General features: G+C 63.8%; 10 protein-coding genes and 1 riboswitch. Of the genes, 3 read left to right on the forward strand and 7 right to left on the reverse strand.

Annotation, left to right across the window (positions count from 1 at the left end; all coding sequences use genetic code 11):
- The 3 genes from JOZ76_RS27205 to JOZ76_RS27215 form a co-directional block, all read right to left on the reverse strand.
- Positions 1-1,800, reverse strand: a 1,800-nt coding sequence (locus tag JOZ76_RS27205) for a GumC family protein (RefSeq protein ID WP_291703915.1), incomplete at its 3' end; no start/stop codon positions are given.
- A 242-nt stretch (positions 1,801-2,042) separates the two neighbouring features.
- Positions 2,043-2,939 (reverse strand): SMP-30/gluconolactonase/LRE family protein, encoded by an 897-nt coding sequence (locus tag JOZ76_RS27210; RefSeq protein WP_291703917.1) that lies wholly within the window; start codon positions 2,937-2,939, stop codon positions 2,043-2,045.
- 44 nt (positions 2,940-2,983) lie between these two features.
- The gene (locus tag JOZ76_RS27215) at positions 2,984-4,090 is read right to left on the reverse strand and encodes a 2'-deoxycytidine 5'-triphosphate deaminase (protein WP_291703919.1); all 1,107 of its coding nucleotides are present in this window, start codon (positions 4,088-4,090) and stop codon (positions 2,984-2,986) included.
- Between the two features lie 107 nt (positions 4,091-4,197).
- Positions 4,198-4,277: riboswitch (SAM riboswitch) on the forward strand.
- A gap of 66 nt (positions 4,278-4,343) precedes the next feature.
- Between JOZ76_RS27215 and JOZ76_RS27220 the strand changes: the two genes are divergently transcribed.
- Positions 4,344-5,549 (forward strand): O-succinylhomoserine sulfhydrylase, encoded by a 1,206-nt coding sequence (locus tag JOZ76_RS27220; protein ID WP_291703921.1) that lies wholly within the window; start codon positions 4,344-4,346, stop codon positions 5,547-5,549.
- A 184-nt stretch (positions 5,550-5,733) separates the two neighbouring features.
- Here the strand turns inward: JOZ76_RS27220 and JOZ76_RS27225 are convergent, their stop codons facing one another.
- From JOZ76_RS27225 to JOZ76_RS27235, 3 genes are all read right to left on the reverse strand, one after another.
- Positions 5,734-6,681, reverse strand: coding sequence for an SGNH/GDSL hydrolase family protein (locus tag JOZ76_RS27225; RefSeq protein WP_366938633.1), 948 nt, complete (start codon positions 6,679-6,681; stop codon positions 5,734-5,736).
- A 91-nt stretch (positions 6,682-6,772) separates the two neighbouring features.
- Positions 6,773-7,555, reverse strand: coding sequence for an SGNH/GDSL hydrolase family protein (locus JOZ76_RS27230; protein ID WP_441300111.1), 783 nt, complete (start codon positions 7,553-7,555; stop codon positions 6,773-6,775).
- On the reverse strand, positions 7,555-8,814 hold the full coding sequence (locus tag JOZ76_RS27235; protein ID WP_291703924.1) for an OpgC domain-containing protein: 1,260 nt from the start codon (positions 8,812-8,814) through the stop codon (positions 7,555-7,557). The genes JOZ76_RS27230 and JOZ76_RS27235 overlap by 1 nt, the downstream gene beginning before the upstream one ends.
- A 361-nt stretch (positions 8,815-9,175) precedes the next feature.
- Between JOZ76_RS27235 and apaG the strand changes: the two genes are divergently transcribed.
- A complete protein-coding gene (apaG, locus tag JOZ76_RS27240; protein ID WP_291703926.1) occupies positions 9,176-9,568 on the forward strand; it encodes a Co2+/Mg2+ efflux protein ApaG in 393 nt (130 codons plus the stop codon).
- A 392-nt stretch (positions 9,569-9,960) separates the two neighbouring features.
- Here the strand turns inward: apaG and JOZ76_RS27245 are convergent, their stop codons facing one another.
- The gene (locus JOZ76_RS27245) at positions 9,961-10,191 is read right to left on the reverse strand and encodes a hypothetical protein (protein ID WP_291703928.1); all 231 of its coding nucleotides are present in this window, start codon (positions 10,189-10,191) and stop codon (positions 9,961-9,963) included.
- Positions 10,192-10,405: 214 nt separating this feature from the next.
- Here JOZ76_RS27245 and JOZ76_RS27250 point away from each other — a divergent pair.
- The coding region (locus tag JOZ76_RS27250; protein ID WP_291703930.1) for a glycogen/starch/alpha-glucan phosphorylase at positions 10,406-11,622 on the forward strand (1,217 nt) is incomplete at its 3' end.

The following is an 11,622-nucleotide window of genomic DNA, read 5'->3' on the forward strand; positions in this document are numbered from 1 at the left end:
CGACTTGCCCTCGTTCGGCAGCGAGGACGTGACGCCGACGATCTTGTGGGGGGTGCCGAGCTCGTTCAGGTCCGCCGCCATCTTGATGGTGCGCATGGCCTCGGTGAAGCGCGTGAACGGGAAATTGACCACGTAGCCCTGCAAGGCAGTCCGGTATCGAATAACGTTTCCACTGCGCGATGAGGGTCGTCGGCCGTCCGGATCCGATGGCACCAGCGAGGTCGCATCGGAGCTTGCGGACAGGTTCGGCAGCGCAGCACGCCTTGTCGCCCTGACCGATTCGGTGGCAGCGCCACCGACGCGCTGAACCGCCGCGATACAGCTCACGCCGAGCAGGCTTTCGATCTGGCGGCCGGTCCGGAAGGCGCGGTCGAGACTGTCTCTCAGCAATCCCGCCGCAAATGCCAGCACCCCCCCGCCGAACACGCCGATCAGCGCGACGAGCCACAGCTTTGGCTTGCTGCGGTTGAGCGGGACCAGCGCCTGCGTGATCAATCTTGCTTCCGTTCCGGGAAACGACTGCTGCTGCATGGAGACCATGTAGAGCTGCAGGAAGTTGTCAGCCAATGCGCGCGAGCTTTGCGCGTCGCTGTCCAGATCCCGAAGCGCGATCTGCGCCTGACCGGTGTCGTTCGATTGCGCGATCGTCTCGTCAAGAATTTTCTGGGCCGATGCCTCCTTGGCCTTGGCAATCTCCAGGTCGCTCTTGTAGGTCTCGGCGATGCGGCGCAGTTCGTCGCGAACCCCCTTGCGAATCTCGCGCATCTGTTCGTTCAGCAGCACCACGGCCTTGTGGTCCGGTCCGTATCGACTGGACCACTCGGCCTGCCGCGTCGCCAGATCGAAATATTGCTGTCTCAGATGCGTGATCACGTCGTTGCGCAGCGAATCGGCCACGGTCGCCTGGTCGTTGGCCAAGATATCCTTGTCGTCGCCCGCCAGGATCTTGCTGACCCGACCCGCGCGCGCTTCGGCTTCTTCGCGCTGCGTGCGGGCGATCGTCAACGCACTGTTGAGCTCGGCCATCCGCTGTTCGCTCAGCAGGCGGCCGCCGGTATCGACGATGTTGTTCTTGGCCTTGAAATCGGCGACTTCCCGCTCGGCCACCGACGCCTGCGCGCGGAGCTCCTTCATGCGATCCTGCAGCCAGCCCGCTGCCACGCGGGAGGCCTGCGACTTCGCCTTCAGGGAATCGGACACGTAGGCGCCTGCGATCGCATTGGCGACCTGGGCCGCGCGCTGCGGACTGACCGATTCGAAACTGACCTCGATGACGTAGCTCACGCCGCGGCGCTTGACGTCGAGCCGGTCCTGAAACCGCTCCAGCGCCTTGCGTGTCAGTTCGGATTCCGACTTCCCCCCTGCCGGCAGCAGCAGATCGGAGACAAAGGCAATGGCCTTGCCCAGCGGTCCGCCGGGCGGCCCGGTGAATTCCACATCATCGATCAGGTGAAGATCCCTGATGACGGCGAGCGCCACGTTGTCCGATTTCAGGATCTCGACCTGGCTGTCGACCGTCGCTGAGTCCAGTGGCACTTCGACGCCAAGCGGAGACTGCTGCTGCACTTGTTGCGATTTCCGGCTGTCGACGATCAGCTCGGCCATGCCTGAGTATTTTGCGGGCGCCGTGGCGAAATACCCACCCGCCAGCGCAATGCAGGACACCAGAACAAACAGCATCAGCGGGTACTGACGCAGGACGAGCGCGCGAAGCGAGGCGAATGTCGCCGCCAGCGAAAGAACATCGGTGTCCCGCGGCCCCGGATTGTCCCACCGGATCGAATCAGTCCTCTGCAGCATCACACCAACTTTCGAGCAAACGGGTTCCGGAGCCCGACTGATCTCAGAAAAGTGGCGTGCAGATGTCATCGGCGCGCTGCACCGGACCAGGCAAGCTCCGCTGCAGCAATAAATGGCCGCAATTGCGAACGTCGGACCGCCTGCCGAACCAGATTAGAATTTTAAGAATTCTAATCTTCAACGAAATCCGCACTTCGCTCCCGAGTTCGCCGCTGAGTTGCGCGAGGTTCGATTTGCGTGCGTTAGCAACTGCGCGTCTGCAGACAGTGTTCGCGCCCCTCCTGGTCAGTTTGAAATGCTTCGACAAAGCCGCCTTGACGCTGGGTGACGAAAACGGTCCTGCCGTCGGCACCGCCAAAGGCGAGGTTGGTCGGCTCCTCGCCGCGCATGATGATCTCACGCTGCAGCGAGCCATCAGGCGCGACGACCGCGATCGCTCCTTTCCTGATCCGCGCGATCAGCAGGCGCCCTGCAACATCGGTCCGAATGCCGTCGATCGTATCGGGCTCGAAGGCGCGGACCAGCCGCGCGGCGGCGAGTTCCGCGCCGTTGAGGCGATAGGCCCAGACTTCGCCGGTGTTCGATTCACCGACATAGAGCGTCGCGCCGTCCGGACTGAGATCGATGCCGTTCGTCGTGCCCATCGGCCTCGACGCTGTCATGACCGTACCTTGCACCGATCCGTTCGCAGATTTTGCAATGCGCCAGATCTGGCCTCGCCGACCCTTGAAAGTTGGATCGCTCGCGTAGATCGTGCCGTCACGCGCCAGCGTGATGTCGTTCGGCTGGTTCATCAGATCGGAATGAAAATAGACCTCTGGCACGAGGCCGCCATCTTTCACCGCAAAGACGTTGTGCTTCTTGTAGTCGGCGATGAACATCGTCCCCGCCGCGTCGATGCGGATCGCGCTGCCGATGCTGCCCGCGGGCAGGTCAAAAGCCTTTTGCGACTGCGCGGCTCCGGCAGCGAGCTTGCCGATCGTGCCGGGCCTGCCAAAATTGACGACGTAGAGGTTGCCATCGGCGTCGACTGCAGGTCCTTCAATGCCTTTCGTGTATTCGCCCGCCGGCGTCACCTCGCTGCTCTCGAACAGCTTTGGTTCGGCCGACGCGTCAGTCCCGAGGCCAGCGACGAGCATGCCTGCACAGACGAACTGGAATCCCCTCTTCCTGCTGAGCGGCATCACACCCGAAAATGTTTGGAGAGTTTCAGGCCCTGCGCCTGGTAGTTGGAGCCGATACGCTGGCCGTACAGCGATTGCGGCCGCGCCAGCATCTTTTCATAGACCAGGCGGCCGACAATCTGGCCGTGTTCGAGAATGAACGGCACCTCGCGCGAGCGCACTTCGAGGACCGCGCGCGCCCCTTCGCCGCCGGCACCGGCATAGCCGAAGCCGGGATCGAAGAAGCCAGCATAGTGCACGCGAAACTCGCCGACCAGCGGATCGAACGGCACCATTTCAGCGGCATAGTCCGGCGGCACCTGCACGGCTTCCTTGGAAGCAAGAATATAAAACTCACCGGGATCCAGGATCAGGCTCCCGTCCGGACGCGCCGGGATCGCCTCCCAGAACTCTTCCACCGCATAGCCAGCGCGGCGGTCGATATCGACTACGCCGGTATGGCGCTTGGCGCGGTAGCCGACAGAGCCCTTTGTCTTTTCGCCGGACAGATCGACCGACAGCGCAAGCCCGCCATTGAGGTCTGCGTCGTCGCGGTCGACCAGGCGCTCGCGCTTATGCAGCGCCTCCAGATCGTCGGCATCGAGCACGGCATCGCCGGTGCGGAAGCGCACCTGCGACAGCCGCGATCCCTCGCGCAAAAGCACCGGAAAGGTTTTTGGGCTGATCTCGGCATAGAGCGGACCGTGATAACCGGCGCCGATCATGTCGAAGCGGCGTGTCCCGTCTGCAATCACGCGTGTAAACACGTCGAGCCGCCCGGTCGAGCTTTTTGGATTCGCGGAGGCGATGATCTCCGGCGGCAGCGCCAGGCTTTCGAGCAGCGGCACGATATAGACGCAGTTGGTCTCCAGCACCGCGCCGTCGGCGAGGCTGATCTCGTGCAGCTTCAATTCGTCGATGCGCTCGGCTACGGTGGCGCCCGGCCCTGGCAGAAAACTCGCGCGCACGCGATAGGCGACGTCGCCGAGGCGAAGGTCGAGGCTCGCCGGCTGGATCTGGCTTTCGACAAAGGAATAGGCCGGCAGGATCAGGCCGGAATCCGCCATCGCCGCGATCATGCGGTCGGGCAGAATGCCATTGGCGTCACCTTGCAGCGAGAACGACAATTTTGCTGTCCCTAGAGCCTCCGCCCCCTTTTGAGCCTGAAGACACGGCTTTTAATCGGTTATCCGATGCACGGCTTGACGAAAAGGTCGGCTGCGAATAAGAGCATGACTTATCCCGTGGTGATTTGAGCCGGCCGGCTTGCAGCCACGTTAAATAAATCGCTAAACAGGCCGGGGACGAATGTGATCCCGGCCTGCGAAACGTTCCAGGCCGGTTTTTTGTGGCCGTTTTTCCGGCCACGATGGAGGTCACATGTCGAAGTCCCCGGCGTCCGCCGCATCCAACACGCGCTACCGCCCCGAAACAAGACTGGTCCATTCCGGCACGTTGCGCTCCGAGTTCGGCGAGACCTCGGAAGCGCTCTTCCTCACCCAGGGCTACGTCTACGACAGCTCCGAGCAGTGCGAGGCGCGCTTCAAGGGCGAGGACCCCGGCTACATCTATTCGCGCTATTCCAACCCGACCATCGCGATGTTCGAGCGCCGCATGATCGAGCTGGAAGGCGCCGAGGCCGGCCGGTCCACCGCGACCGGCATGGCCGCGGTGACCACGGCGGTGCTGGCGCCGCTGAAAGCCGGCGACCATGTGGTGGCCTCCAAGGCGATGTTCGGCTCCTGCCGCTACGTCATCGAGGATCTGTTGCCGCGCTATGGCATCGCCTCGACGCTGGTCGACGGGCTCGATCTCGATCAATGGCAGCGCGCGATGCGGCCGAACACCAAGAGCTGTTTTCTGGAAAGCCCGACCAATCCGACGCTCGACGTGCTCGATATCGGCGCGATCGCCGAGATCGCGCACCGCGCCGGCGCGCGGCTGATCGTCGACAATGTGTTCGCGACCCCGCTCTGGCAGAGCCCGCTGGCCCTCGGCGCCGACGTCGTGGTCTATTCCGCGACCAAACACATTGACGGCCAGGGCCGCTGCCTCGGCGGCATGATCCTGTCGTCGGAGGCGTTCATCGCCGAGCATCTGCATAACTTCATGCGCCAGACCGGCCCGTCGCTGTCGCCGTTCAACGCGTGGGTGCTGCTGAAGGGGCTGGAGACGCTCAGCGTGCGCGTGCGCGCGCAGACCGACAACGCGGCGCGGGTGGCGGACGCGCTCGCAAAACACCCGAAGATTTCGCGGCTGATCTATCCGGGGCGCGACGACCATCCGCAGGCCGCCACGGTGAAGAAGCAGATGCGCGCCGGCTCGACGCTGGTCGGCTTCGAGGTTGCGGGCGGCAAGGAAGCGGCCTTTCGCGTGCTCAATGCGCTGAGGCTCGCGCGCATCTCCAACAATCTCGGCGACGCCAAGAGCCTCGTCACCCATCCGGCGACGACGACGCACCAGCGGCTCAAGCCGGAAGCGCGCGCCGAGCTCGGCATCAGCGAAGGTTTTATCCGGTTCTCTGCCGGGCTGGAGCATCCCGATGATCTCGTCGACGACCTGTACGCTGCGCTGGAGCAGGCGTAGTCGTAGGCGCATGTGCCGCCACATCCTCTGCTGTCGTCCCCGCGCAAGCGGGGATCCATAACCACAGGCGGCAGTTGTTGCGATGACTCGTCGTGTCAGCTTGGCCAAAACTCCTGCCTGGGGTTATGGGTCCCCGCTTTCGCGGGGACGACAGCGGAATTCGCGGGGACGGCAGCAGAGGCCATCACATCGGCCGGTAGGTCAAAACGTTCGACGGCACGTTGACGCCGAGCTTGATCTGGCCGACCGACTTGATGATGTCATCGCCCAGAAGCTGCGCGAAGCAGGCATAGCCCCAGTCGTTCATGTGCAGGCCGTCGGCGATGACGAACTCGTTGATCGGGATCGCCTGCCGCTCGTGCCACTCGCGCATCACCTGGAAGCGCGGGAAAATGCCGATGTGCCGCAGCTGCGCGACTTTTCCGAGCAGCCGCACCATCCGCCCCGCGCTCTCCGGATGCTCAGTCACGCGCGGCGAATATTGCGGATCGACCAGCACGACGTCGCTGCCGGCGGCCTGGATCAGCGAGATGCCGTCCTCCACCATTCGCGCGGTTTCGTCGGGGTCGAGATTGCGCAGCACCGCATTGGTGCCGACCTGCCAGATCACGAGATCAGGATGCAGGTCGATCACGCTCTGCAGCCGCTTCATCATTTCCGGCGCATCCTCGCCGCCGACGCCGCGATTGACGACGGTGATATCGGCGCTCGCATATTGCCGGCGCAGCTGCGCCGCCAGCCGGTTCGGATAGGTGAACTCGGGCGCGCTCGAGCCATAGCCCTGCGTCGACGACGAGCCGAACGCAACGATCACCACGGGCCGGCCCGAGATCAGCTTGTTCGCGACATGCGGCAGCGTGCCCATGGTGCGCACTTCGCCCTTCGGCGGCAGGCAGGGCACGCGATTGAGGATGTCGGAAGCCGACTTCGCCGCCTGCTTCACCTTTTCGATCGCCCGCGTCGCAAGGCCCTTCTGTTGCGTGGCCGCATTGTCCTGCGCCGGAGCGTTTTGCTGATTGGCGTTGGCTGCATTGCCCGCACTCGGTGCCGTCGCTGCGGGCTGAGACGCGCTGGAATTATCGGGGCGAGAAACCAAGGCGGTCTGCGCGCCCTGCGCACGTGCGGGCGACATCAGCAATAGGCTCGCCGCCAGGGCCCAGGCCAGCGCTGTGGCGGAACGAAAAGGGCGATGACAACTCGATAACATCATGAACCGCACGATCCTAGTTCTGCTGCTGCGGGGCGGGATGCGCAGCGCCGATCACGAATTTCGACAACGCGCGGCCGATGCAGTCATGGACGCGCTTGGCAAGCTCGATGCCATGCGAGGAGTTGAACAGGTCGAAGTCACCATTGTCATTCCACTGGCGCATGATGGCGAAGCGGTCGAACAGGGGAACGTCGTGCTCCTGCGCCACCGCACGCATGTTGTCGAGGTAAGGTGGCACCGAGATCATCGTCTCGGTTCGCGGGCTATACTGCAGATTCATTAACACCACGTCGGCCCCCGCGCTTCGCATCGCAGCAATGCCGTCGTCGACCGCGCCGCGAAAGTCGTCGGGATCGACCGAGCGCATAGCATCGACGGTACCGGTTTGCCATATGACCAAAGCAGGCCTCTTGGCTGCCAGCAGCGCGGGCAGGTCCTTGACCACCTCGTCGGCCGACTTCCTCGCCTGGAGTTCTACGGACACATTCACCGCCATCGCGGACGGCAGCTGCTCCCGCAGCGCCGCCTGGAGGCGGGCCGGATAGGCAAAGTCCTCGGATGCGCCGATGCTCGAGGACCGGCTGCCGATCACCAGAATGTCCAGGGGCCGGCCGCCTTTGATGATATCCGCGACTTTCGGCAGCGCGCTTTCGCTTTGCAGCAGGGACTCCGGAACGTCGCAGACGGCTTGAGTTTGGGCTTGGGCCTCTTCGGCGCGCGCGGGCGGGGCCGCCCACAATCCGGCAGCCACAGCCAGCGTCATTGTCAGTCCCATGAACAATGAGACGGACCTCATCACCCCCCTCCCGCCAGATCGGCGTTGCCGGGCTTGCCTTTCTTGGCGTCTTTGTCGGCCGCGTGTTTGTACCATGAAATCAGCGCCGCCATCCCCCACATGATCAGGATGCCGGTGAGACTGATCAGCGCATGCAGCGCCGGGCCGCCGGAGACCTCGGCCAGGATGAAGTGGCCGGCGAAGGCCAGGAAGACGCCGAGGCAGAAAATCTCGAGGGAATGCTGCCCGCACAGGATCAGCGGCCGCAGCCAGGGCGAGCTGAGGCCCGGCCAGTCGTTGCGCAGGAAGCGCACGGTCACCGCCGCCAGCGCCAAAAAATGCGCAAAGCGCAGCACGTCGAGATCGGTCTTGTCGATCGGGTACATCCACTGCTCGATGCGGCGCGGCACCACATGGCCGAGCTGCGGGAAATACCAGGTCATGGTCACGCAGAATGACGCGAACAGATAGGCGATGCAGATCCACAGGGTCACCGGCGAGGCCAACACCTTCGCCATCCGCTTGGCGCCGCCCAGGGAGCACCAGGCGCCGAACACGAACAACAGCTGCCAGGCAAACGGGTTGAACGCCCACACCCCGTTCGGATAGGCCGACAGATAGAGGTCGTATTCCCAGGTCACCGCATAGAGCGCAACCGACAGCGCCAGCGTGAGGTCCGCCTTCCAGCGCATCAGCCACAGGATCAGCGGCAGAAACAGCATCAGCACGATGTAGAGCGGCAGCACATCCATGTTCACGGGACGGAAGCGCAGCAGCATCGCCTGGACGATGGTGACGTCCGGCTGCTTCAGGAAATCCATGATTCCCATTTCTTCGCTGTAGAGCGGGTTCTCGAACGAGGTCGCCACATAGGAGATCTCGGCGAGGAAGATCGTGAACAGGAAGACGTGGGCGACATAGATCTGCCAGACCCGGCGCAGGATGCGCGCGGTCGCCACGACGACGCCGGCATCGCGCATGGCGCGGCCGTAGACGAACGCCGCGGTGTAGCCGGAGATGAAGATGAAGATTTCGGTGGCGTCGGAAAAGCCATAATTGCGTAGCGTGAACCAGGTCAAAAGGCTGGTCGGCAGATGGTCGATGAAGATCAGCCACAGCGCGAGTCCGCGGAACAGGTCGAGCCGCAGTTCGCGCTCGGCAGCGGCCGGACGGGCGATCGCCGGCGCCGCCGCGATGGCCGCCGTCTCCCGCATCGGCGCGCTCGCCTCGGCGGCACCTGCGATGGGAATTTCAGCAACGGGATCGGCAATGGATATCATCAGTCACCATCGAGAGGCGCCCCTCGGGCACCGGGGTTCGGAAATCAGACACGACCGCGGCCGGAACCGGTTTTCGCGAAACATCACGCACCGACAATAACCTAGAGAGGGACGACGGTTCAAACCGAAGCCCACCCTCCGGCAAGCTGTGCGAGGCTTCCGCCACACGCTGTCGGATCGTTTGCAGCACATATGCTCCCGCCGGTGCGACGTTTCGAGGGGCGAGCGCGCCGATTTTGCAGGTTCGGCGGACTTCGATCTGGAACTGTGTCGCGACCGCGACGTTCGGTATCTTTTTTCGAATCCCTCGAGAACCCTTCGCCCGATTGGTTCCCGGACAAAGTTTGGCTATGATACCGCCATGTACCGCGCCGTCACCCGCCAGATCGAGGTTACCGTCGAGCCGAATTTCCTTCCGGAGCGGTCGTCGGCCGAACAGAGCAAGTATTTCTGGTCCTATACCATCGTCATCACCAACTCGTCCGACGAGACGGTGCAGCTCCGCGAGCGCTACTGGATCATCACCGACGCCTCGGGCCACCAGCAGCACATCCGCGGCGAGGGCGTGGTCGGCGAGCAGCCGGTGCTGGCGCCGGGCGAGCGTTTTGAATACACCTCCGGCGTGCCGCTCTCGACCGCTTCCGGCTTCATGGCCGGCCGCTACCAGATGGTCAGCGAGAGCGGCGAGCGGTTCGAGATCGAGGTGCCGACCTTTTCGCTCGACAGCCCCGACATCAAGCGGGTGTTGAATTAGCGGCTGCGAGTGGCTGCGCTTTGCGTACCTCGCCCTTGCATCGAGATGTATCGTCGCGCCCCGATCTCGGTGTAGTCCCCGTACAAACTTCGGTGTCATCGCCCGGCTTGACCGGGCGATCCAGTATTCCAGAGACGGCAGTGCTTGAGCCGAGAGGCCGCGGCGTACTGGATCACCCGCCTTTCGCGGGTGATGACGACGGAGCATGGGTCGCATTCTGAAAACGCGAAGCGACATTCCCGCGGCGCGTTTCGCGTCCTACACATGAGCGTCGTCACGGTTTGGCCCCCGGATACGGTAGGGTGGGCGAAGGCGCGCTTGCGCCGTGCCCACGCGATCCCGGCACACCGTGCGAAGGTGGGCACGCTTCGCTTTGCCCACCCTGCACCCGCTCAACCCGACGACAGCAAATAGCCGCTGCAGGCGCTCGCCCAGAATTTGCCGCCGCACTGCCGCTTGATCGCGGCGCAGCGGGCGGCCGGCGTGGCGTTTTCCGGCACGCTGTAGGCGCAGCTCAATCCGTCCGCACTGCGACCGGTCCGCTCGGCGGCGAACGCGGCCGAGGTCGCGGTGATGCAGCACACCAGGAGCACGGCAGCGATAATCTCGATCAGCAGTCTCATGGCGCAGTCTCCGATTCCATGTCGCTACAGCAGCCAGTCTAGCACCGAACACAGGCAACGGGAGTCTTACGGGCGTGAACGAAGTGGTAGAATCGGTCCAATCCTTGCATAAAAAAATGCACAGATTGCACCGGATGGAACGAGGCCAGCGGGTTCCTGAGGGAGCACAGGGCGCGTATCATCGTCAGAACGTCAATGTCGCGGGGACTGAAAGTTGCCTGAACCATCGTTCCATCTGCCCGCGCCCGGCCAGCCCGTCGATGAGCTGGCGGTCGCGGAGATCAAGGGTGCCATTCTCGCAAAGCTGCGGCTCGCCATCGGCAAGGAAGCGGGCATGGCCACGCGCCAGGACTGGTATCATGCGACGGCGCTGGCGCTACGCGACCGCATCGTCCATCGCTGGCTGACGGCGGAGAAGGAGAGCTACGACGCCGGCCGCAAGCGGGTCTACTATCTCTCACTCGAATTCCTGATCGGCCGCCTGTTCACCGATGCGCTGAACAACATGGGGCTCATCAAAGTGTTCGAGACCGCGCTCGGCGACCTCGGCGTCGGCCTGTGGGAGCTGCGCAAATGCGAGCCGGACGCAGCGCTCGGCAATGGCGGCCTCGGGCGGCTCGCGGCCTGCTTCATGGACAGCATGGCCAGCTTGGCCATTCCCGCAATGGGCTACGGCATCCGCTACGATTTCGGCCTGTTCCGCCAGGTCATCGTCGACGGCTGGCAGCAGGAATATCCGGACGTCTGGCTCAACTTCGGAAACCCCTGGGAATTCCAGCGGCCCGAGGTGGTCTATCACGTCCATTTCGGCGGCGGCGTCGAGCATGTCGATGACAAGGGCCGGGACGTTGCGATCTGGCATCCGGCCGAAACCGTGCAGGCGGTCGCCTACGACACGCCGATCGTCGGTTGGCGCGGCCAGCACGTCAATGCGCTGCGGCTGTGGTCGGCCCGCTCGCCCGATCCGCTCAAGCTCGATGTGTTCAACACCGGCGACTATCTTGGCGCCAGCGCCGAAGAGTCGCGCGCGGAGGCGATCTGCAAATTCCTCTACCCAAACGACGAGAGCGCCGCCGGACGCGAACTGAGGCTGCGGCAGGAATATTTCTTCGTCTCCGCCTCGCTGCAGGATCTGGTCCAGCGACACCTCGGGGCCGACGGGCAATTGCGCAGCCTGGCGCAGAAAGCCGCACTGCAGCTCAACGACACCCATCCCTCGCTGGCCGTCGCCGAGCTGATGCGCATCCTGGTCGATCTGCACAATTTCCGTTGGGACGAGGCCTGGAAGATCACGGTCGCCACGCTCTCCTACACCAACCACACGCTGCTGCCCGAGGCGCTGGAGACCTGGCCGGTCGAGATTTTCGAGCGGCTGCTGCCGCGGCACCTCGAGATCATCTACCGCATCAACGCCGCGCACCTGGCGCAGGC

Source organism: Bradyrhizobium sp. (genome assembly GCF_019244115.1).
Classification (GTDB): Bacteria; Pseudomonadota; Alphaproteobacteria; order Rhizobiales; family Xanthobacteraceae; genus Bradyrhizobium.